General features: G+C 45.4%; 17 protein-coding genes. 6 read left to right on the top strand and 11 right to left on the bottom strand.

The window, feature by feature from the left end:
* Positions 1-733: 733 nt before the first annotated feature.
* The 4 genes from PGN_RS05900 to PGN_RS05885 all read right to left on the bottom strand — a co-directional run bounded on the left by PGN_RS05900 (position 734) and on the right by PGN_RS05885 (position 7,835).
* Positions 734-2,908: a tetratricopeptide repeat protein gene (locus tag PGN_RS05900; RefSeq protein ID WP_012458121.1), complete on the bottom strand. Its 2,175-nt coding sequence runs from the start codon at positions 2,906-2,908 to the stop codon at positions 734-736.
* A gap of 199 nt (positions 2,909-3,107) precedes the next feature.
* Positions 3,108-5,660 (bottom strand): adenosylcobalamin-dependent ribonucleoside-diphosphate reductase, encoded by a 2,553-nt coding sequence (locus PGN_RS05895; protein ID WP_012458120.1) that lies wholly within the window; start codon positions 5,658-5,660, stop codon positions 3,108-3,110.
* 272 nt (positions 5,661-5,932) lie between these two features.
* Positions 5,933-7,315, bottom strand: a complete 1,383-nt coding sequence (gene xseA, locus PGN_RS05890; protein WP_012458119.1) for an exodeoxyribonuclease VII large subunit — start codon at positions 7,313-7,315, stop codon at positions 5,933-5,935.
* 52 nt (positions 7,316-7,367) lie between these two features.
* Complete coding sequence (locus PGN_RS05885) at positions 7,368-7,835, bottom strand: Lrp/AsnC family transcriptional regulator (protein WP_004584403.1); 468 nt, start codon at positions 7,833-7,835, stop codon at positions 7,368-7,370.
* Positions 7,836-8,174: 339 nt separating this feature from the next.
* On the opposite strand from PGN_RS05885, the gene PGN_RS05880 reads away from it, so the two are divergent.
* The 6 genes from PGN_RS05880 (at position 8,175) to asnS (ending at position 14,962) form a co-directional block, all read left to right on the top strand.
* Positions 8,175-9,362 (top strand): uracil-xanthine permease family protein, encoded by a 1,188-nt coding sequence (locus PGN_RS05880; RefSeq protein WP_004584404.1) that lies wholly within the window; start codon positions 8,175-8,177, stop codon positions 9,360-9,362.
* 81 nt (positions 9,363-9,443) lie between these two features.
* Positions 9,444-10,037, top strand: a complete 594-nt coding sequence (locus tag PGN_RS05875; RefSeq protein WP_231845230.1) for a hypothetical protein — start codon at positions 9,444-9,446, stop codon at positions 10,035-10,037.
* Positions 10,038-10,059: 22 nt separating this feature from the next.
* The gene (locus PGN_RS05870) at positions 10,060-10,623 is read left to right on the top strand and encodes a cob(I)yrinic acid a,c-diamide adenosyltransferase (protein ID WP_012458117.1); all 564 of its coding nucleotides are present in this window, start codon (positions 10,060-10,062) and stop codon (positions 10,621-10,623) included.
* Positions 10,624-10,757: 134 nt separating this feature from the next.
* Positions 10,758-12,101 (top strand): adenylosuccinate lyase, encoded by a 1,344-nt coding sequence (purB, locus tag PGN_RS05865; protein ID WP_012458116.1) that lies wholly within the window; start codon positions 10,758-10,760, stop codon positions 12,099-12,101.
* 100 nt (positions 12,102-12,201) lie between these two features.
* Entirely contained in the window at positions 12,202-13,521 is a 1,320-nt protein-coding gene (locus tag PGN_RS05860) for a pseudouridine synthase (RefSeq protein WP_012458115.1), read from the top strand.
* 31 nt (positions 13,522-13,552) lie between these two features.
* Positions 13,553-14,962 (top strand): asparagine--tRNA ligase, encoded by a 1,410-nt coding sequence (gene asnS / locus PGN_RS05855; RefSeq protein WP_012458114.1) that lies wholly within the window; start codon positions 13,553-13,555, stop codon positions 14,960-14,962.
* 193 nt (positions 14,963-15,155) lie between these two features.
* Here the strand turns inward: asnS and PGN_RS11930 are convergent, their stop codons facing one another.
* The 7 genes from PGN_RS11930 to PGN_RS05825 all read right to left on the bottom strand — a co-directional run bounded on the left by PGN_RS11930 (position 15,156) and on the right by PGN_RS05825 (position 22,582).
* Positions 15,156-15,311 carry a DNA methylase gene (locus PGN_RS11930; protein WP_080504416.1) on the bottom strand — a complete coding sequence of 52 codons (156 nt, stop codon included), beginning with the start codon at positions 15,309-15,311 and terminating at the stop codon, positions 15,156-15,158.
* A 24-nt stretch (positions 15,312-15,335) separates the two neighbouring features.
* Positions 15,336-16,421: an IS5-like element ISPg8 family transposase gene (locus PGN_RS05850; protein WP_012457179.1), complete on the bottom strand. Its 1,086-nt coding sequence runs from the start codon at positions 16,419-16,421 to the stop codon at positions 15,336-15,338.
* A gap of 190 nt (positions 16,422-16,611) precedes the next feature.
* Positions 16,612-17,142, bottom strand: a complete 531-nt coding sequence (locus tag PGN_RS05845) for a hypothetical protein (RefSeq protein ID WP_012458112.1) — start codon at positions 17,140-17,142, stop codon at positions 16,612-16,614.
* A gap of 6 nt (positions 17,143-17,148) precedes the next feature.
* Positions 17,149-17,859, bottom strand: a complete 711-nt coding sequence (locus PGN_RS10545; RefSeq protein WP_012458111.1) for an AHH domain-containing protein — start codon at positions 17,857-17,859, stop codon at positions 17,149-17,151.
* 3 nt (positions 17,860-17,862) lie between these two features.
* Entirely contained in the window at positions 17,863-21,054 is a 3,192-nt protein-coding gene (locus PGN_RS05835; RefSeq protein ID WP_012458110.1) for an ATP-binding protein, read from the bottom strand.
* Positions 21,051-21,656: a hypothetical protein gene (locus PGN_RS05830; RefSeq protein ID WP_143733422.1), complete on the bottom strand. Its 606-nt coding sequence runs from the start codon at positions 21,654-21,656 to the stop codon at positions 21,051-21,053. The genes PGN_RS05835 and PGN_RS05830 overlap by 4 nt, the downstream gene beginning before the upstream one ends.
* Before the next feature lie 56 nt (positions 21,657-21,712).
* Positions 21,713-22,582 (bottom strand): hypothetical protein, encoded by an 870-nt coding sequence (locus PGN_RS05825; RefSeq protein WP_012458108.1) that lies wholly within the window; start codon positions 22,580-22,582, stop codon positions 21,713-21,715.
* Between the last annotated feature and the right edge of the window lie 109 nt (positions 22,583-22,691).

Genomic DNA, 22,691 nt, shown 5'->3' with positions numbered 1-22,691 from the left:
GAATGTTTTTGCTTCTCCAGTGCACGATTCGGTCATCGGCCGCGTCTGCACGAGAATATTATCGCGCAAAAGTAATAAATAATGAAGCACGATCAATCGTGGGAGGCCTTTTCTCTGCTCTCCGGAGCTTATGGCAAACACTGAAAAATACGCGCCAAAAAAGTTTTCAACAATGAAGATGAGTTTGGAATGATTCTAAATAAGCGCCTGAAAGGAAGAGCCTTTTGAACCCCAAAAGATGGTAAAACGAACTTCTTTAGCTCAGATTCGGGTTTCTAAGAGATGGAAAAACGATTTGTATATCGAGCATTTTCAATTTATATATAAATCATTTTCGATCTGTATATTAATCGTTTTCAATTTATATATAAATCGATTTCGTTATCTATATAGATTGTCATGCCATTTATATATAGATCGTAGATGAAGAAAGCCCTTTCGACAGGCGATAAAAGAAAGGCACGCACCCGATTCAGCTTCGAATCGGGTGCGTGCCTTATGCTTTTGTCCGGCTATTGATAGCCTTATTCCTGCTTGTTCGTCATAGGTATAAGCGTTCTTTTCTCTCTTTCCACGGAGAGAGAAGAGTATATAGGATAGCAAAATCGTCCTTACCGTTTGTAGATATTATATGAAGTCTTAGCATATATAGGGGCATTTAATTGTTGAGACCGCAAATGTAAGAAAAAAGACCAACTCCGGTGAAGCCTAATTTTGCTTGTATACCTTTCTATTACGCTTTTGGATTCTCTTCTTCCCAGCTTTTTATTTTTTCAAGCAATTCTTTTGCTCGACTACTGTCAGGGTATTTCTGTAGTGTTGCCTTTATTTGTTCTATGTCCTTTGGATCTTTTCCTAAACAAAATATTCCAAAGGTTAGCATCTGCACATAGTATATTTCATAGGCTGATGGATTGTTTTTTGCCAAAATTTCTCTTAGCGTAAGAGCTTCTTTATATGCTTGTTCTGCCTCTTTTCGATTATTGATTTGGTAGTATAAAACAGCCAGATTGTTCAATGTTAAGGCCAAGTCCGGATTATAGGCTTGGGGATTTTTCTTTGCGAGTGCTCTCCTTTTCTCCAAGGCCTCTTGATAGTAGTCTTTTGCTTGCTTCGGCTCATTGTGTTTGTGGAATAAGGCCCCCAGATTGTTCAATGTCATAGCCAAGTAGGGATTATAGGCCTGAGGATTTTTCTTTGCGAGTTCTCTGTATATATCTAAGGCCTCTTGATAATAGATTTGGGCTTGCTTTGTTTCGTTGTTATTGCTGAGCAAGAGCCCCAGATTGTTCAATGTCATGGCCAAGTCCGGATTATAGGCCTGAGGTTTTTTCGTAGCGAGTGCTCTGTATATCTCCAAGGCCTCTTGATAATAGATTTGAGCTTGCTTTGTTTCGTTGTTATTGCTGAGCAAGAGGCCCAGATTATTCAATGTCCCTGCCAAGTCCGGATTATAGGCCTGAGGATTTTTCTTTGCGAGTTCTCTATATATATCCAAGGCTTCTTGATAATAGTTTTGGGCTTGTTTTATCTCATTGTTATTGCTGAGCAAGACGCCTAGATTGTTCAATGTCTCAGCCAAGTCTGGATTATTGGCCTGAGGATTTTTCTTTGCGAGTTCTCTGTATATCTCCAAGGCCTCTTGATAATAGATTTGGGTTTGCTTTGTTTCGTTGTTATTGCTGAGTAAGAGACCCAGATTGTTCAATGTCCCAGCCAAATCCGGATTATAGGCCTGAGGATTTTTCTTTGCGAGTTCTCTGTATATATCCAAGGCCTCTTGATAACAGTCTTTTGCTTGCTTGAGCTCATTGTTCTTGCTGAGTAAGTTTGCCAGATTGTTCAATGTCATAGCCAAGTAGGGATTATAGGCCTGAGGATTTTTCTTTGCGAGTTCTCTGTATATATCCAAGGCCTCTTGATAACAGACTTGGGCTTGCTTTGTTTCGTTGTTATCGCTGAGCAAGAGACCCAGATTGTTCAATGTCATGGCCAAGCCGGGATTATAGGTCTCGGTATCCTTCTTCGCTCGTTCTTTGTATACATTTAAGACTTCTTCATAATATTGTTTGGCTTTGGTGAAGTCATTGAGAGAATGTAGTAGGTGGGCATAGCCGAAGAGGTTTTTGAGAGATCGTTCAATCGCGATCAGCTTCTCATAGAAATTGCAAGCCTCGTCAAATGAAAACTTGGTCTTGGCTGCTTCGATTAGCTCCCTTAAAACCTTAATAAACTCTTCATTCCTTTTTTCTTCATACTCTTCGTAAATCCGAGTGAGGCTGTTGTCGCTTTTGCCGATCACTACTTGCCGGATGGATTCTAAAGTATCGGCTAATAGAGTATTTCCGCTTTTCTTCAACTCCTCTATTTCATGTAATAACTCGGCCGAGTGTTCGAACAGATTTCGGACTATGATTTGCAATGTCTCGCGCAAAGGGAGTTCTATTTCACGGCTTTGGTATAAATCTTCTATGGCCTTGTCAGCTTTTGCTTGACCTTCTTTGATTGGCAGTTGTTTCAAGTATCGTTCAATATCCCGTGGATCAAGGTCTTTTTCTTTGATGGTTGCCATGATTTGGGTATGTTGCTCTCTATTCTCCAATCGGGACAAGTAGTTGTAAGCTGCTTGGTGTTTGGATTCAGCAAGCCGTTTCTCAAAACAGGCAATAAAATCTTGTGTTTCTTGATCCGTCGATTCGAATGAAGCCGGGCTTTGGGCATAGGCCTCTAATGCTTGTTTTAAGTTGATTCGTGTGGTTATTCCCACATCGTGTTTCGACCAATCGTTTATGGCATATTCGAAAGCGGATCGGATCTGCTCATCGACTTCAGAACGATGAAAACTGTGGATATTCAAGCCGATTTTAATAGCTGCTTTTAATGCATACTCGCTTAATGTTGTAATCATACTTGTAAATGTTTCCGGATTAGTTGCAAATCTAAAGAAAGTTAAGCGTGTGTTATACAAAATAATATGGAAAGAAACGGTATAAAGAAGAGGGCATGCCGAATCATGGTCCGGACATGCCCTCTTGAGCAGTAAAGGAAATGTAGAGTCGTTGCAGAGGTATTGTGTTATAGAAGCGATACCCTGCGGGCTTTGTGCTTTATCCGCATTTGGAAGCTCCGCAACTGGTGCATAGCAGGCAGCCTTCCTGATAAACCAATGTCTCCTGACCGCAACTCGGACATACCTGTCCCGAGAGGGTGGTACCATTGGGGAGGTAACGTTTCAGGGCGCGCTCCACGCCGTTCTTCCATGTATTGATGGATTCGTCGTTCAGCGACATGCCCTGTACGAGATGTACCACCTGCTCGATAGGCATACCGTAGCGCAAGACGCCCGAGATGAGCTTGGCGTAGTTCCAGTATTCGGGATTGAACTTGCTGTCCAAGCCTTCGATGGTTACCTTGAAGCCTTTCTTGTTGCAGAACTGGAAGTCGTAGTGTCGTTCGCCGTTTTCGTCCCTGTTCTTGATTATCTTGCCGTGGGTAACGCTCTTCGGTACCATGATACCTTCGTCGTCATCGGCTATACCGGTGAAGATCTCGTAAGGACGTCCATCCTTGAGGCCAACGAAAGCGATCCACTTCTCGCGATTGTTTTGGAAGCGAACGACCTCTGCTTCCAATTCGCGCGGACGGGAGATGAGCATGCTTTGTACTGTGGTCTGGAGAGCTGCCGGCTCCTCTTTCTTGTCTTTCTTCTTCGGCTTGTCAGTGATAAGGACGCCACTGCGCGAACCGTCGCGATAGACAGTACAGCCCTTGCAGCCGCTCTTCCATGCTTCCACATACAGGGTATTGACCAGCTCTTCGGTGACATCGGAGGGGAGGTTGATGGTTACGCTGATGGAGTGGTCTACCCACTGCTGGATGCGTCCCTGCATCTTCACCTTGGCTACCCAGTCCACATCGTTGGCCGTGGCCTTGTAGTAGGGCGAACGGGCCACGAGGTCGTCGATCTCTTCGTTCGTGTATTTGCGGTCGGGGTCGTAACCGTTGGTGCGCATCCAAGTGACGAAGTTGTGGTGGTAGACAACGAACTCTTCGAAGCTGTCGCCCACTTCGTCCACATAGTCGATCTGTACGTTCTTGTCGCTCGGATTCACCTTTCTGCGACGCTTGTAGACCGGCATGAATACCGGCTCGATACCGGAGGAAGTCTGCGTCATCAGACTGGTGGAACCGGTAGGAGCTATGGTAAGGCAGGCGATATTGCGTCGTCCGTACTGCTTCATCTCTTCGTACAGCCATGGGTCGGCTTCGCGTATACGGGCTATAAAGGGATTGTTCTCTTCGCGCTTGGCATCGAACAGTTCGAAGGCGCCGCGCTCCTTGGCCATGGTCACAGAGCTGCTATAGGCGCAGAGTGCGAGGGTCTTCTGTACCTCTTCGGCGAATTGGGTGGCTTCGTCCGAACCGTAGCGGAATCCCATCGCAGCGAGCATATCGCCTTCGGCGGTGATACCTACGCCTGTACGACGACCGGCAAGGGTCTTGCGACGGATCTTGTGCCAGAGGTTACGCTCCGAGGTCTTGACTTCTTCGCTTTCGGGGTCACTGTCTATCTTGCTTAGGATCTGTTCGATCTTTTCGGCTTCGAGGTCGATGATGTCGTCCATGATGCGCTGTGCCAAAACGACGTGGTTACGGAAAAGCTCGAAGTCGAAGGAGGCTTCGCTCGTGAATGGGTTCTTTACGTAGGAATAGAGGTTGATAGCGAGCAGTCGGCAGCTATCGTAGGGGCAGAGAGGGATCTCACCACAGGGGTTGGTGGAGACTGTACGGAAGCCCAGATCGGCATAGCAATCGGGTACCGATTCGCGGATGATCGTATCCCAGAAGAGTACACCGGGTTCGGCCGACTTCCAAGCGTTGTGGATGATTTTGCCCCAGAGGGTACGCGCATCGATCTCTTTCTCCCACTTCGGTTCTTTGGCATCGATGGGGTACTGTTGTTTATAGGGCTTGCCTTCGACAACGGCACGCATGAATTCATCGTCGATCTTCACCGATACGTTGGCTCCCGTCACCTTGCCTTCGGTCATTTTGGCATCGATGAAGGATTCGGAATCGGGATGCTTGATGGATACGGACAGCATAAGTGCACCGCGACGGCCGTCCTGAGCTACTTCGCGCGTACTGTTGGAGTAGCGTTCCATGAAAGGAACCAGGCCGGTGGACGTGAGGGCAGAGTTCTTCACGGGCGAACCTTTCGGGCGAATGTGGGAGAGGTCGTGCCCTACGCCTCCGCGGCGTTTCATCAGCTGTACCTGCTCTTCATCGATGCGAATGATAGCTCCATATGAATCGGCATCACCATCCAAACCGACAACGAAGCAGTTGGAGAGGGAGGCTATCTGAAAGTCGTTGCCGATACCGGTCATCGGACTTCCCTGAGGCACGATGTAGCGGAAGTGATCGAAGAGATCGAACAGCTCTTTTTCGGAAAGAGGATTGGGATACTTTTTCTCGATGCGAGCTATTTCGGAGGCTATACGCTTGTGCATATCCACAGGGCTCTTTTCGTAGATATTCCCTTGGGCATCTTTCAGCGCATACTTCATTACCCATACTTTGGCGGCAAGCTCATCGCCATCAAAATAGGCAAGCGAGGCTTTGTATGCCTCGTCGAATGTGTACGTTTTGCGTGACATGGTGTTTTATGTAAATAACTTCTGTTTGTGCCTGCAATGTTATGAAGTATATATTAATTGGACAATAGGAAAAGGCTTCGTTGTTGAAAAGTTTTCCGAAAACTTTTCATAAAACACTTATTATTAGTGTGTTATTGTTTTTGCGTTTTGTGGGAAGTTTTCCAAATTTTCGACCCTTAGCTTATGAAGGTGGGTGAAAATAAAAATCGGAAGGTGATTTTTGGGCATGGAAATCAGCCCGAACGGGAAGAGAGAGGGAGTATCTTGGGGTATTAGCGTTTCCCCTTTTGAGGTTGGTCTACAACGGCTGATACAGATCCGTCTGCAAATTGTGCGACGAGGCGATCGCCCTTGTGTAGCTCCGAGTGGGAGCGAATGGCTTTGCCGTCTTTCAGAACGATGGCGAAGCCGCGGCGTAGGGTAGCATTGGGGTGCAACAGGCGGATGGCCTGTTCGTTGGTTTCGAGGCGTCGATTGTAGTTCTTCAGATTGGCTGTCACCAATAAAGGCAGTCGGGCGGCTACCTGATCCAATCGACCCGTATTTTGTTTCAGTTCGCTCTTCATCATGGCCGGCAGGCTGCGGCTTGCTATTTGGAGTTGCTGAAGTCCGAAGGCGATCCGCTGTTTAGCGGCTAATCGGATACGATCTTCTACGGACTTTATCCGATGGTGTTCTTCACGAACAGATGATTTCAGTATGGCCGGTGTGCGGAGCGATAGCTGAATCAGCCGTTCGTGGCAGTACATCATCATCATTCGAAGTCCTTCGGCAGCACGGGAGCGAAGGTCGTCGATCAATTTCCACTCTTCGCGCTGGCAGTTTACAAGAAAATCGGCCACAGCCGTAGGTGTCTTGAGCGAACGATAAGCTACCAGATCCACCACCGTCTCGTCCCTGTCGTGTCCGATGCCGGTAAGGATAGGGAGGGGGAAGCGTGCACATGCTTGTCCGATGGCAAGCGAGTCGAAAGCTGCCAGTTCGCTCACTGCTCCTCCTCCGCGAATGATGACCACTACATCGAAAGAATCCCGGTGATATGCGATGCGCTCCAAAGCTCCCAACACCGATGCTTCGGTTTGTGCTCCTTGCATCACGGCTTGGAAGAGGACGGGATAGAAACAGAAATGCTCGGCCGAATGACTAAGGTGTGCGATGAAATCTTCGTAGCCGGCAGCTGCACCGGATGAGACTATGGCAATGCGTTGGGTGGGGCGGGGTAGGGACAGGCTGCGATTGAGGTCGTATAGACCTTGCCGGCGCAGTTCTTCGATGATCTCTTTGCGTTTGCGAGCCATAGCCCCCATTGTGTAGGAGGGGTCTATGTCCAGAATGCGGAGGCTTAGTCCATATTGCTCATGGTAGGATACACTTACCAGTACCAGAACGTGGAGACCGGAATCGAATGTTTCGCCCGTTTCTCTCTGAAAGCGTCCTGATAATGTGGCATAGTCCGAAGCCCATATCATGGCTTTCATACGAGCTGTTACTTGAGAGCCGGATGTATCCTTGTCCAGCAACTCCAGGTAGCAATGTCCCGATATGCCTACGCGGACACCACTGGTCTCTGCACTGACCCAATAGCGTCCGGGGAATCCGCTTTCGAGACAATTCCGGACAGCAGAGGCTAATTGGGTAAGCGTATAGGACGGCATTTAGCGTATCCGATCGGTGAGGGTGAGGGTATATGTATAAATAGGTGTGTGCTTATTGCTCCCCTTCGGGTATCTTGATGCCACGATTGAATCCTTCAGCCAGAGAGATCAGCGTTTCTGTAGAGACGATACCGGGGATTTCTTGGATGGTCGAATTCAAGATATCCATCAGGTGGTCATTGTCGATGGCGAAGAGCTTGATCAGCAAAGAGTAGGGTCCTGTCGTATAGTGGCACTCCACGATCTCCGGAATGTTGTACAGATGGGGGAGTACATCCTTGTACATCGAGGCTTTCTCCAGACGAACGCCTACGTAAGTACATGTTCTGAAACCCAAAGACTTCGGGTTGATACGATAGCCCGAACCTGTAATAACTCCCATTTCGATCATTCTTTGTACGCGCTGGTGAACGGCAGCACGCGATACGCCGCATTCTTCTGCAACATCTTTGAACGGCATACGGGCATTATTGGAGATAATGCTCAGGATTCGCCTGTCGAGTTTGTCTAACCTTTCCATATAATATAATGGCTAAAAACTGAAACAAATGTATGAAAAAACTTATGTCGGGTCTATTTTCGATTACCTTGAGACTTTATACTATAAAGCCCCAAGGGTTTTAAGTATAAACGCAGGAGACTTTATAGTATAAAGCCATAGGGGTTTTAAGTATAAAGTATGGAGGGTTTATAGTATAAAGTCCGTGGACTTTTAAGTATAATCCCAAGGAACATCGTGTTCTGCTTATAAACGATAGGTTCGAACTATTGCAAAACAAGCATGCAACTCAATGGGATAAAGGGAAATGCCATATATTTGCAGGGCTTAAAATCCAGCAAATTATAATCGGTTTTTTATATGGAAACAACCCAACTCTCTCCGCTCCGAAAAAGCATCGTAGGCGTACAGTTCCTCTTTGTTGCTTTCGGAGCTACTGTTTTAGTGCCCCTCCTTGTGGGTTTAGACCCTTCGACAGCCCTATTTACGGCCGGCATCGGTACATTGATTTTTCATTTGGTGACGAAAGGAAAGGTGCCTATTTTTCTTGGTAGTAGTTTTGCCTTTATCGCTCCTATTATCAAGGCTACGGAGATGTATGGGCTGCCCGGTGCTCTTTCGGGTATGGTCGGTGTGGCATTGGTTTATTATCTGATGAGTGCTTTGGTCAAGTGGCAGGGAGTACGTGTGATCCAACGTTTGTTCCCGCCTGTAGTCATCGGCCCTGTCATTATCCTGATCGGACTTTCGCTTGCCGGAGCCGGAGTGGATATGGCACAATCCAACTGGATACTGGCTACTATATCGCTTGCTACCGCCGTGCTAGTAACTATGCTGGCCAAGGGGCTTTTCAAGCTGATTCCCATCTTCTGCGGTATAGTGGTAGGCTATGTGATAGCCGTTGTTTTCTATGAGGTCGATCTGAATCCTGTTCGTGAGGCTGCGTGGTTGAGCCTGCCTCAGTTTTCTTTCCCCAAGTTCTCTCTTCCTCCCATCCTCTTTATGTTGCCTGTGGCCATTGCTCCCGTGATAGAACATATCGGCGATGTCTATGTGGTAAATACGGTGACAGGAAAAGATTTTGTAAAAGATCCGGGGCTGCATCGTACCCTCTTGGGCGATGGTTTGGCCTGTATGGTAGCAGGTCTGTTGGGAGGGCCTCCCGTGACTACTTATTCGGAAGTAACCGGAGCCATGGCCCTAACTCGTGTGACGGATCCGATGGTGATTCGTATAGCAGCCGTGACGGGAATTGTTTTCTCAGCTGTAGGTAAGGTCAGTGCCTTGCTCAAATCCATCCCTCCTGCCGTTCTCGGTGGTATCATGCTGCTCCTATTCGGTACGATAGCTTCGGCCGGCATTGCCAATCTGGTCAATCATAAAGTGGATATGAGTCGGACACGTAATATTATTATAGTGTCCATCACTCTTACGCTCGGTATCGGCGGAGCAGTCGTTTCGTTCGGTGGATTTACGATGGCCGGTATCGGTTTGGCTGCCATAGTAGGGGTAGTACTCAATCTGATCTTGCCCCAAGAGCAGGAGTAAGTTATTATCCGACCGATCTTGTCAATGTCTTGTCTCTCCTCTTCATTCCTATCTGTCAGCGATAGAGTGCACTTGCATGCATTGCGCTTTGTTCGTTATCTGCTGCATCGTGGAGGACACCATGTTCACTCTCCTTATGTGTTTCACCTGCTGACACGGGTGGTGGAGGAAAAGACACCGTATTACAGTTTTGACCGTCTTGCTTCCGAGACAGAAGAACTTCGGGATTCAGCCGATTATCGGGGGATTCGCCGTCGTAAGGTACTGGAGCTGATTTTTCGCCTGACGATCTTCTGTAATGCGAAGCGAGCAATATGTATCTCCCCGGGCGATTCCGTACTGTCGAAATATCTCTTTGCAGCGCGGCCGGAAATAGAGTTTTCGGCTGAAAATGACGATAGGCTGATAACGGACTCGAAGCAGGCTGATCCGCTACTTGTCGTAGTGGAAAGGGATGCTCCTCTGCCGGCTTTTATTCGACAATGTTTGTCCGGCTCTTTGCCGGATGGCTCTATGGTGATTTTGTACTGTCCTCGTCGCAGGGGTGCGGTTTTTCGCCTATGGCAAGAGCTTGGCAAGAATCCTGCTGCACGGGTTTCGATCGATATGGGCGAACTGCTGATCGTAATTTTTCATCGTGGACTGAACAAGCGGAGCTATAAAGCGTTTCTATAAATAATAAAACGATAGAAGTTGTATGTCTAAAAGTATGATATACACCCGTACGGGTGACAAGGGAACGACCAGCTTGGTCGGGGGAGAACGTGTACCCAAATACCACCAAAGACTTGAGTGCTACGGTACGATAGACGAATTGAACTCATTTATCGGCTTGCTGATGAGTGAGGACTTGCCGGAAGAGGATCGGCATTTTCTGCGTACCATACAACACAAGCTTTTCACTGTCGGATCCTATCTGGCCACAAATCAGGAGAGCAGAGAGCTGATGGTGGAGAGTCGAGTGCATCCCGAAACGATAGAACGTGTGGAGCAGGAAATAGATCGTTTGGACAATGCCATTCCCAAGATGACGGCTTTCATCTTGCCGGGGGGTAGCCGTTCTGCCTCTTTGGCACATGTTTGCCGTACGGTATGCCGGCGAGCCGAACGTCATATATACCGCTTGAGTGAAGAGGCACTGGTAGAGGAGCCTGTGATGCGCTATATCAATCGTCTGAGCGATTATTTCTTTGCTCTGGCTCGAAAAGAAGTTTGGCGTACGACCGGAGGTGAAATTATTTGGGATAAGACCTGCGATTGAGAAAAGGCTGTAGAATCAATTCGGGGGCTTAATAAAGAAGGAGCGAGAAAAGGCTTCGGATATTAGGTTTAGTCAGAAAAATCTTTTTTTATCTTTGCTGCTTTCATCGACCGATTATATCAGAATAAAAACAAATGATTGCTTTCCAAGCCCTGCAAGCCATCTCTCCGATAGATGGCCGGTATCGCAACAAAGTAGAAGTACTTAGTCGCTATTTTTCAGAAGGATCTCTAATTCGCTATCGTGTAAAAGTGGAGGTGGAGTATTTCATCGCTCTTTGCAATGAATTGCCTTCGCTGAAAGATGTGTGCCCTCCATCTTTAGAGGAAGAGTTGCGCCGTATATACCAAGACTTTAGCGAGACGGATGCCGTACGTGTAAAGGAAATAGAAGCGGTAACGAATCATGACGTCAAGGCTGTGGAGTATTTCCTCAAAGAGCGGTTCGAGGCCATGGGGATACGAGATGCCAAAGAATTTATCCATTTCGGTCTGACCTCGCAGGATATAAACAATACGGCTTTCCCGATGATGATACGCGAGGCAATGACCGAGGTTTACTTGCCCGCTTTACAGGAGCTGGTGAAGCAGCTTCATGCTTATGCCCTTCAGTGGAAAGATGTCCCGATGCTGGCCAAAACGCATGGACAGCCGGCGTCGCCCACTCGCTTAGGAAAGGAAATAGAAGTATTCGTCTATCGCTTGCGCAAGCAGATCGACTTGCTGCTGGAAGTACCTCATTCAGCCAAATTCGGTGGTGCTACGGGCAATTTCAATGCACATCATGTGGCTTATCCTGATCATGACTGGAGCGATTTCGGCCGTCGGTTTGTAACTTCTCTCGGGCTTGAACGGGAAGAACTCACTACACAAATATCCAACTACGACAACATGGCAGCCTTATTTGATGCCTGCTGTCGCATCAATGTGATACTGATCGACCTCTGCCGTGATTTCTGGCAGTACATTTCGATGGAGTACTTCAAACAGAAGATCAAGGCCGGCGAGGTCGGTTCTTCTGCCATGCCACACAAAGTGAATCCGATCGACTATGAAAATGCCGAAGGCAATCTGGGTATTGCAAATGCCATATTTGAGCATTTGTCGCGCAAATTGCCTATTTCCCGCTTGCAGCGAGATCTGACGGATTCCACTGTACTTCGTAACGTGGGAACTCCTTTGGCGCATTCTCTTATAGCAGTCACGAGCATAGCCAAAGGGCTTGGCAAACTGCTTCTCAACGAAGCTGCTCTCGATCGGGATTTGCAGAACAACTATGCCGTGGTGGCTGAGGCTATACAAACTATTCTTCGCAGAGAAGGGTATCCCAATCCATACGAAACGTTGAAGGCTCTGACGCGTACGAATGAGACGGTGACAGCCGAATCCATTGCAAGTTTTGTCGAAGCATTGGATATTGATGAAACCGTGAAGGAGGAAATGCGCCGCATATCACCTTCTAATTACGTGGGAATCTGAAATTTTCATACTTTCGTAACCCAAAGAGTCAAAAAAGACAAATCCATAGTTTGCAACCGTGAGGTTGTATGTGTAAAATCTAAGCAATAATCTATCAAAGATGACAACTGAAGAACGCGATATTTTCGCAGATACGAGCAAGGATGATATTTCTCCTTCGGAAAAGCACATAGAAAAACCTACGCCTTTCCGTTCGTCAAGAATGAGTTCAGGCGGAGGTTTCAGACCTACTCCCAGAGTAGGGGCTACATCCAAACCCGAACCGACGGATCAATTGCAACAGCGTAAACGACGAGTACGTATCGGTGAGCAGCAGAGCAGTCGATCACAATCGTACAGACGTGATGATTTCTCCGGAGGGGAAGGAAATAACCGCTCTGAAGCTCCTTCGTACAACAATCGATATAGTCGGGAAGGGCAGCGCGCTGCTTATCCGGCTTCATACCGCCAAAATGAAGAGCGTGGGCAGAGACGTGATTCTCTCAGACATTTTGAGAAAGAGTACGATGCCAATCGTGCTATGGACAACGAGCATATACGTGGTTCGGGACCATCTTATCCCCGTCAGTTTCGGGATACGGAAAGGCCGATGTATTCGGGTGGCAATAGAACACTGACACTTCCACAGCAAAAGAAGAAAAAGAAACAGTCGAAAGCTCCGATTGTGCCGGTAAAGTATCGTGAGGTATTGGCCGATCCGAATGAGCCGATCAGGCTGAACAAGTTCTTGAGCAATGCCGGTGTTTGCTCGCGAAGGGAAGCGGATCTGCTGATCGAAAAGGGAGAGATCACGGTCAATGGAGAAGTCGTGACCGAACTCGGTAGAAGAATTACACGTCAGGATGAGGTAATCTACAAGGATAAGAGAGTGGAAATAGAGAGTAAAGTTTATGTACTGCTCAATAAACCTAAAAATTGTGTGACCACTTCTGATGACCCCGAATGCCGTACCACAGTAATGGATATAGTACGATATGCCTGTCCTGAGAGAATATATCCGGTAGGACGTTTGGATCGGAATACTACCGGTGTACTTCTGATTACAAATGATGGCGATCTTGCCTCTAAGCTGACCCATCCGTCTTTCAAGAAGAAGAAGATCTACCACGTGTGGCTCAATAAAGATGTAAGCATTGAAGACATGCAGAAAATAGCCGACGGTGTAGAATTGGATGATGGTGAGATACATGCCGATGCCATCAGTTACGTAAAAGAAGACGATCTTTCGCAGGTGGGAATAGAGATTCATAGCGGACGAAATCGTATTGTGCGCCGTTTGTTTGAACACCTTGGCTATCGTGTTGTCAAACTGGATCGCGTTTATTTTGCCGGACTGACCAAGAAGAATCTGCCCCGTGGAAAATGGCGCTATCTGAATGAGCAGGAGGTAAATAACCTTAGAATGGGAGCTTTCGAATAATATAAACACAAATAATGAATACCATTATATAATGGATAAGAAGATGAAAAGGACTAGAATCGCAGATGCCCTCCATGGAGGGCTTGTCGGCCAAGAAATCAACATCAAAGGATGGGTACGCACCAAGCGCGGCAACAAGGCTGTGAATTTTATCGCTCTCAATGATGGTTCTACGATTCATAATATGCAGATCGTAGCGGATCTTGCTTCTTTCGATGCTGCACAGATGTCTCAGATTACCACGGGTGCTTGCATCGGCGTTATAGGCACTTTGGTCGAATCTCAGGGAGCAGGCCAGTCCGTGGAGGTACAAGCGTCGGCTATCGAGATTTATGGTACGGCTGATCCGGCTACCTATCCGTTACAGAAGAAAGGCCATACGTTGGAGTTTTTGCGTGAGATAGCACATTTGCGCCCGCGCACTAATACCTTCGGTGTCATCTATCGCATCCGGCACCATATGGCTATTGCCATCCATACCTTTTTTCATAACAAAGGGTATTACTACTTCCATGCACCTCTTATTACAGCCAGTGACTGTGAAGGAGCCGGACAGATGTTTCAGGTGACAACGCTGAACCCTGATTCTCTCCCCCGAACAGAAGAGGGACAAGTGGACTATCGTAAAGATTTCTTCGGTCGTCATACCTCATTGACCGTTTCGGGACAATTGGAGGGCGAAATGGCTGCTATGGCTTTGGGCGGTATTTATACTTTCGGGCCTACATTCCGTGCAGAAAATTCCAATACACCGCGTCACTTGGCCGAGTTTTGGATGATCGAACCGGAGGTTGCATTCCTTGAGATAGAGGATAATATGGACTTGGCGGAAGAGTTCATCAAATATTGTGTGCAGTGGGCCTTGGATAACTGTATGGATGACATCAGTTTCCTTTCTGAACACTTCGACAAAGAGCTGATCGATCGTCTCAAGTTTGTACTCGAAAAGCCATTTGTTCGTTTGGCCTATACGGAAGGTATTCGTATTCTGGAAGAAGCAGTCAAGAATGGTGTAAAATTTGAATTCCCCATCTATTGGGGAGCAGATTTGGCCAGCGAACACGAGCGTTATCTGGTTGAGGTGCATTTCAAGACACCGGTTATCATGACAGACTACCCCAAAGAGATCAAGAGTTTCTACATGAAGCTGAACGATGACGGAAAGACTGTTCGTGGCATGGATGTGCTTTTCCCGAAGATCGGAGAAATCATCGGTGGCTCCGAACGTGAAGCCGACTACGACAAATTGGTGGCTCGTGCTAACGAAATGGGAGTGCCGGAGAAAGATATTTGGTGGTACCTCGACTCGCGTCGTTACGGTACTGCACCGCATAGTGGCTTTGGTTTGGGCTTCGAACGCCTGCTTCTATTCGTAACGGGAATGAGTAATATCCGAGATGTAATTCCTTTCCCACGGACGCCCAACAACGCAGAGTTTTAACGATTCCCCCGAAGAAGTACACGGAGAATTTACTATTTAGTTGCTATTCAGTTAAGGGCTGGCTTCAAGTTTTGGGGTCAGCCTTTTTTTATGTTTGTATGTAATTCCCATGATCGTCTTATCGGCCGTTCGGTAATCGGCTTTCACTCCGGCACGCCTCATCGCAGTCGTTATGATGGCAATACCTTTGAGGTTAAAGACGTATTATAGAAATCTTTCTTCTTAAGAGACCTTTGAAAAATAAGGAGATGGAGGGAAGAGGAGTTCTTGGCATAAAAGGAGCGAGTGAAAGGGGTGGCAGTAAGGAGTGAAAGTAGTTGTAAATCCCCCCTTGCGGAGCTGCTTGCACGAGCTCCTCAAGGGTGGTTATACCTTATCCTAGAGATGAGGACATAATTATCCCCGGGGTTCTGTATAAATTAAAGGCGATGCTTTCAAGAATGTTTTGAGTATGGGTCTTGGCAAGTCCCCGGTATCGACATCGTCCGCCATGAAACCACCGGCGAATACTGCCAAAGGTGCGTTCGATGGTGCTCCGTATCGGACCGATTGCTTTGTTTCGTTGCTTCTCTTCCTCGGTCAATGCCCTGTTGCGTTGTGCCTTGTGCATAATGCCGTCTTGAAGGTGATGGGTTTGCAGGTAGGAACGATTTTCCCCGCAAGCATATCCTTTGTCCGCCAAGACGGCTGTGCCTTGAGGTATGTTTGCACCCTGCAATAGCGGAATAAACTCCTTCGTGTCACTGCGGTTCGCTGCAGTTGTTATCACCTTTTGAACAATGCCTTGAACATTGGTCAGACAATGCTTTTTGTATCCGTAGTGATAACGCTTTTGTTTGTAAACCCAACGGGCTTCTTCATCCGTCCCTTTACGCCGGCGGACAACCTGTTTTTGATAATCCTCCTCTGCCTCTTTTTCCTCCTCGCTCCGATTGTCTTCTCTGTCGTCTGCGACTTCAATCGTAATGGTTCCGTTGGGTTTATGCGGCGTCTCCACAAGGCTTGCATCGACAAGCACCCCTTCCCTTACCGAAATGTGATGGCGCGAAAGTTGTTTGTTAAACTGCGCCAATAGTTTGTCCATGAGACCCAACTCTGTCAGTGCCGAACGAAATCGACTGATGGTGCTGTGGTCGGGAGATACCTCTTCCATCTTCAGTCCCAAGAATCGGGAAAAGGTGATCGAATCATTGATGCGCTCCTCCAAAGCACAATCACTGAGGTTGTACCATGTCTCCAAAAGCAACATCTTGAATAAGAGAATCACGTCATAAGCCGGGGCGCCGATGGCATTTTGTCGCTTCGTGTATTTCTTGTTGATCAGCGTCCTGATCGGACGCCAATCGATAAGCGTGTCAACCTGATTGAGGAAGTCGTTTTGTGCTTTGCGATAACGCTTTGAAAGGAGTGCGTCTGCAAATGTTACATGCTCATCGGTATTCTTGGATTGGTATGCCATGGGAGGAATATTATGCTGTTTTTAATACTCAAATATACGAAATAACTCCCTATTATACAATGAATTAACAAACAAAATATACGCCAATCGCCGTGCAAAGGTCTCATAAAAGAAGAAATTTAGTAGCATTTAGCCCATGCCATACACAAGTTAAGTTTATTACACTTAGGCACAAGAAGAGTGGACGAGACTAATGTGTATTAGCAATATGACATTCTTCAAAATCGAATCCTGTCAGACCGGCTTCTCTTATCGCATTTACTACATCATCAGTTGCAAAAAGATAGTATGGTCTTTGTGTTATCCCAAAGAGTGCCGGCACTTTGTCTGTTTTAAAAACATAACGTTTAATATCCATTATACGACCATTTGAGAAACGTCGAATGGAACTCTCTTTTTCATCTAAAAGATTCGGATCAGGCCGTTCGGAAAATAGAATGTAATACTCTTCACCTGCAACTGAAATGATGCTCCTCTTTATCCCCATCATGAATGGTTCTAAGACATTGTATGCATGAGTATCTACTACAGGTATACTGCCAAAGATGAATGGAGCATTTGCAAAACCTTCTAAATTCGTCTTATCTTCAATCCAAGAGCATTTGGCTCCATCTGCTGCCTCCAAGGATTTTTGATTATTCAATACTTCTTCAATCAAAGTATTAGCTACCTGAATCGACTTCCAAGCATCTGAGCGATGGGTCATACGATATATTTTCATCTTTCTCTATTTATTGATTAAATGTTCTTTGTGTAATGGTATCTTCCCTTCATATAAGTTTTCCTTGACAAATTGTAGGATCTCCAGAACCTCTTGCTTTGTTTTTGTTTGAGCAAGTAGGTCATTCACTTTTTCAAAATAATCCTTTGTATGGTCTCCACGATGTTGAGTTCCCTTCAAAGAACTATTTTCGTCATTGGGTAAGAATACTCCATTTTCTGGAGCATTGATATCTATATCATGTCTTTCCAAAACCCTTTTTGCTGGTTCTGACTGCAGATTATCTCCTACAATATGATGTGCACGGCTATCTTTCGGATCTATGTTTCTAGCATCATCACCCATAGCTAGAGACATATTGTGGCGAAGCATACTGCCATCTTTCTTTTCGCCAAGGATCAGTTTTTCTTTTTTATCCGGATCAGAATAACATTCTTGGCATTTTTCAATCGAAGGGAACTGATTTTCTGGTAGAGAATTTCTGACCTCTTGATGCTCAACTTTCCCTTCATCATAGGCTTCTGACAAATCTTTCCGGCCGGCTTGCTCCTCTATGTTATTTGCTGTATTATTCTCTACATCTTTTTTTGTTGTTGTTTCTATAGTCTTAGCTCCTGCTTCATCGCATCTATTTTCTTTGGTAAATTCCGTTTTTTGTGGAGCAAACGTTTCAGTTTGTGGCTTTATTACCTGTTTAGCAATGGCATTTTCTATCATGGCTCACCTTTCTATTTTGTTTGATTTGCACCACTCCTGCCACAGTGAATCTATTGTCGGATTAGAATTTTTTTCTACAAGCGACATAAAGCCGACAAGTAAATTAACATCAGGTACGGTATTGTCAAACACCTGTTTTGCAACTTGCTTGTAGTGTTCAATGAGTAGTCCTACATTGTTTTGGTAACGTTGGGCAGCCTCAGTGAAGCCAAACTGCCTGCTACAATATGTATAGATTAATTCTGCTCGATACTCATCGGGAGCACAAGCCTTTACACCTGCAAGTCCGTCTTTCTCATAATTATCGACGAGTTCTAAAAGGTCTTTCTTTAATGTCGTACGTATGGAGGCTGCCTTAATGGCAATACGCAATTCATTAGTATTATATTTTTCTTGACGTAAAAGTAACAGGTTTACCAATGGAGCCGATAGCTTTAGTTCTTCAAGAAAGTTATGAGGTTCGGTCGGGCGACTCACATTGTCTTCCATTTCATACTCATCGATCTTACACATGACGGCCTCACTCCAATTGTTTTGATATACAATGCCTACACCAACTGGCATGTTGGAGATTTCGTCGATTTGTTCATCTGTCAGTCCTACCGATTTGCCCGCGATGCGTCGGTCATCTCCATCGGGCAGAGACATGATGATTTTCGTATTAGTATTCTTAATGGCTGCATCATCGAGTGCTGTAGGAGACTGATCAGCGAGGATAAACCCTTCACCATATGTTCTCATTTCAGCAATTGCATTGGCAATCATTTCGACCGATTTTCCTTGTAGATTGCTTCCTTCTTGAGTCTGTTCCTTTGAGACTCGTTTAAGCAAATTATGAGCTTCTTCCAATACGGTCACGTGTTGCAAGGGTTGGTTCATTTTGCCATTAGCTTGTGTCATACGATATTCCGACAGCTTCAACATCAGCATACCCATGATAAGTGAACGAGTTTCATTCGAGCCAATCCGGCTAAGATCCACTATCACATTTTGATCGAAGAGATTTTTGTCCGATATAGTATCACTGCTGCAGAAAATTTTTTCGTTGATTCCATTGGTTAGCGAACGCAGACGTGTTTCTAAGGCACCAATGTAATCACCTTGGGTATCGGCCGAATACTCACTGCTTCGGATAACTGTACGCAACTCTTGCAGCACATCCGTAAACGTTGGGTATAATCCCTTATAGAGGGGTTGGGATGTGATCATATTCCAGCCGCAGGCTTCGTAAGATCGAATGACAGCGTCTTTGAGTACAGCAGGCATAGCTGCATACATTGGCCAGCATACATTAAATATTTCCACCAATCGATCGATATGCTCATCTATTCGTATGCCATCCGGGAAGCAAAAGGGATTCATTCGTAGTAGCTTTGACAGATCAGGGTTAGTGCCATAGAGCATAGCATCCTTGAATACATGCTTATATTCGCCTTTAGCCGGTTCTATAATTAACACTTTCTTCCCTTGTCGTATAAGTTCTTTCAGTAAGATGTATAGCGTGTTCGATTTGCCGGAGCCGGTACTTCCTGTAACGAAAATATGTTTCGTAAGGCTGTTTGTATGAAGTTGTACATGCGTGTTTTCTTCCAGCTGTCCAAGATGGTAGATTTTTCCTAAATGAATAGACTCCCTATCGTTTTTATTGTCTTGAGCAATAACCTCACGACCAAATGCAGCACGTATTTTTACTTGGACGCCCGGCACACTGCTTTGTGGCAGTGCCATATGGATGGCCAGATCTTGGCTATTAACAAACAATCCTGCAGAGACGTTTTGTTTAGCCCATTCCTCCCCTACAAAGAAACGAGGGTGAACGAAGTTTGCTAAGTAAGCTGTGATATCTTTTACATCTTGCTTGCGTTCTTTATTCCATATATTGATGGCAGTCGTCTTATGGTTGCTTCCTTCTCCGATGATACATCCTTTGTAGATATTGGCCAGCTCACGGGATGTCGTATTCTCTGGGGTGATAAAATATGTGGCACAATTCCAAAATCCCATGGCGGCATACGAATCCAGCTCTTCGATTTGCTTGTCAATCTTTGCCAGTAGTTGTGTAGCCGTTTTGTTTTCTTGTCTGTATGTGACACTCATTCCTTCACCTTGTGTCCTGGATCTTCCTTTCGAAGTTTCGTCTGTTGTGGAGTCGCTAATATCTTCATGGGTACCGTCAGCTTCACTACGGCCTGTGCTGGTTTGATTACTTTTTGATTGGGATGAGTTTTTGCCTATATGCTTATGCTTACTATAAGAATAAGAGCCTCCTGCTTGTATGATGAAACTCAGGCCAATATTCGCGCCAATGGTTTTTGTTATACCCTCGCTTGTATTCTCCCCGGTGGTACTTGTTAGTGTTTCACTGTATGATGAGCTGTGAGAGATTGTACGACTGACGCCTTGGGTAAGCGTTCGGCTGATAGCTTTACTTTCTCCTTCAGAGAGCGTCTCGGATGTCTCACGATTCATTGAGAGTTGGATAGAAGCCAGAGGTGAAAGCATAGTATGAATTTGTTCATATCCATGGACCAAACTCAACCGTTCTATCTCGCTTATATGTTCGGCAATCATTATACCGGTGAAAGAAGGAATGTTTGCAGAGGCATTGATTAGTCGTTCCAGACCCTGTACAAATCCCTCCTTTCGATCACCCCTCAAAGATCCTGCGGCAGAAATCGCAGAGACGGCTTTTTGGTCAAAGCGAATGAGTTCATTCGGACTTTTTCTTTCTATTTGGATACCCGGAAATATTCCCTCCAAGGACGCCTTCAAGGTTTCGCCGGCATAAAAATTCTTGTCCGTATTCTTATCACTCGCACCTAAGAAGAGTTGTATACGCTCTCCATTATTCTTGTGCAAGAGCAGTACCAACTCTCGAGCTTCTCCATGTAAGGCATTGAGAAGCATGGAAAATTTGTCTGTAAAAAAAACACCTTGCTCATATACTATACGATCGATCCGGTACCATCGTATGGAACGCTTTTTTTCTTCCGGATATTCTTCGTTATATGGTACAATTGGAGAAGACGAAAGATTTTGCAGATAACTTTTATTCAAAATCATCTGTACATGATCCACCGCTTTAGCGATGCTCATGCTCGGCATATTATCTAGTGGAATTAATTCCTCAGGCATATATGGTGCATTTATTGTGTCTGATTCGGCATCCGTATCGTTTTTGCTATTATGATTCATGGCTTATTTCTCCTAAACGATTCTTCGATTTTTCGGCTCTCTTTTTCTGCCTCATCGAGCCATGCACTGATGTCTGCGCTCACATTGTTTACTAATTCATGGCAACGCTTTTCTATTTTCATCTTAAGTTGTTGCTCTCTGAAAGCTTCCTTTGCTTCTTTGGATGCTTGATATCGACGGTGAACAACGGCCAATACAATCATCTCGGCAATTAGTCCAATAATAAAACCGGCCATGCCGGAGACAATCATTCCAATTCCGACAGAGGTTATTGTCCCGATTCCGGCTTCGATAAGATGTTTCCTGGCAATGCCTTGCATTTCTTTATCGAATAGTTCAAGACTACAAACTGTATCGATACTAAGTGCTTGATGCTCCACTTTTGCCGGATGCTGACGCTGCCATTCTCGCATTTGTGCTATATATCCTATGGAGAAGTCTCTGTATTCGTCTTCTCGCATTGCAACAACAATGGCAGGATTTTCTGAGCGTTCAAAAAACCAGTTTTCCAGCTGATCTTCGGCAAAGTTTTTTACTTGGACTATAAAGCGTTCTGCGGCTTCTTCTGTCACTCCCTCGGAAAATACTTTTTTAGCAAGCATCTGTATCTCCTGTTCTATATGTTGGCGGTATGTATACATGTTATCTATGCTATGTGCTATCCGTTGATTATTGTGATCGCATGATCTATTGTTTGTATTTTTTCTTTCAGATCTTCGATCCTTTGTCTCGTTTCTTCTTCTTTCTCTTTATAGACTGTGCAAGCTTGTTCATAGCTTGTTTTTGCTTTTTCTATTTGTCTATCTAATTCTATCTTTACTTCTTTCCCTATGTTGTCTATTTCCGTGCCGATAGCTTTTTTAAATTGGTCGAGTGATTCTGTAAATATTTTGATAGCTGCAGTTCGGAATTTCTTTGCTGCTTCTGTCTCATCAATCTTTGTCCTACAGATTGGACGGGAGGTGTCGTCTACTTCTTTGTATCCCCTTCTCAAATTCCCGCTATTGGGCTTCTTAAAAGAGAGGAGTCGTTTTAGCCAACCTATAGGTCCTTCTTCTTTGATTATCTTCTTTTTATAACCAACAATTTCTGTATGCGTAGCATCTTCCTTTGCCATACGAGCTATGTTGTCAAAGTCGATAGTGAACACTTCTACATCGAATTTTTTTAATGCATCTTTGAGCGTTTCGTCCAAAGATTTGGATACGTCATCAAGTATTTGCTTTTTACAATCGTCGGCTTCGCTCAAATAACGGCGCATAAGATTTCTCATGTCGTTTAATCCCCCGGATAGCGATCCAACTTGCTCCTGCACTTTGGAAAAGTATTGGTTGATTCCGTTGCGTCCAAATTTTCTTTGAAAGTCAGGGAACTTGGTATTCATCTCTTGCTTCGCCTTGTCAAGGTTCGCTTTTTCTTGTTCTAACCAACGTTTTAATTCTACTTCGTCGAGATTTTCTTCGAGCGGTGAGAGTTTTTTTTTAAGAAGTTGCTTCCATGCATTGAAGTCATCTTTTATTTTTTTCAATAGCTCCTGATATGCACGTTCTTTTTCAGTTTTGACAAAATCGTTTAGCTTCTCTATTAGTTTCTCAAAGTTCGCCCATGAGCTAATAGTTTCTTTTAATGTCTCTTGG

Source organism: Porphyromonas gingivalis ATCC 33277 (genome assembly GCF_000010505.1).
GTDB lineage: Bacteria > Bacteroidota > Bacteroidia > Bacteroidales > Porphyromonadaceae > Porphyromonas > Porphyromonas gingivalis.
The sequence above is the reverse complement of the archived record's forward strand: the minus strand, read 5'-3'. Positions and strand labels throughout refer to the sequence as shown.

Bases quoted from the DNA above. Each gene is read 5' to 3' on its own strand.
- PGN_RS05895 (WP_012458120.1), bottom strand. From the start codon at position 5,660: ATGTCACGCAAAACGTACACATTCGACGAGGCATACAAAGCCTCGCTT.
- PGN_RS05860 (WP_012458115.1), top strand. From the start codon at position 12,202: ATGACAACTGAAGAACGCGATATTTTCGCAGATACGAGCAAGGATGAT.
- xseA (WP_012458119.1), bottom strand. From the start codon at position 7,315: ATGCCGTCCTATACGCTTACCCAATTAGCCTCTGCTGTCCGGAATTGT.
- PGN_RS05845 (WP_012458112.1), bottom strand. From the start codon at position 17,142: ATGAAAATATATCGTATGACCCATCGCTCAGATGCTTGGAAGTCGATT.
- PGN_RS05830 (WP_143733422.1), bottom strand. From the start codon at position 21,656: ATGCTTGCTAAAAAAGTATTTTCCGAGGGAGTGACAGAAGAAGCCGCA.
- PGN_RS10545 (WP_012458111.1), bottom strand. From the start codon at position 17,859: ATGATAGAAAATGCCATTGCTAAACAGGTAATAAAGCCACAAACTGAA.
- PGN_RS05880 (WP_004584404.1), top strand. From the start codon at position 8,175: ATGGAAACAACCCAACTCTCTCCGCTCCGAAAAAGCATCGTAGGCGTA.
- PGN_RS05870 (WP_012458117.1), top strand. From the start codon at position 10,060: ATGTCTAAAAGTATGATATACACCCGTACGGGTGACAAGGGAACGACC.
- PGN_RS05885 (WP_004584403.1), bottom strand. From the start codon at position 7,835: ATGGAAAGGTTAGACAAACTCGACAGGCGAATCCTGAGCATTATCTCC.
- PGN_RS05850 (WP_012457179.1), bottom strand. From the start codon at position 16,421: ATGGCATACCAATCCAAGAATACCGATGAGCATGTAACATTTGCAGAC.
- asnS (WP_012458114.1), top strand. From the start codon at position 13,553: ATGGATAAGAAGATGAAAAGGACTAGAATCGCAGATGCCCTCCATGGA.
- PGN_RS05900 (WP_012458121.1), bottom strand. From the start codon at position 2,908: ATGATTACAACATTAAGCGAGTATGCATTAAAAGCAGCTATTAAAATC.
- PGN_RS05835 (WP_012458110.1), bottom strand. From the start codon at position 21,054: ATGAATCATAATAGCAAAAACGATACGGATGCCGAATCAGACACAATA.
- purB (WP_012458116.1), top strand. From the start codon at position 10,758: ATGATTGCTTTCCAAGCCCTGCAAGCCATCTCTCCGATAGATGGCCGG.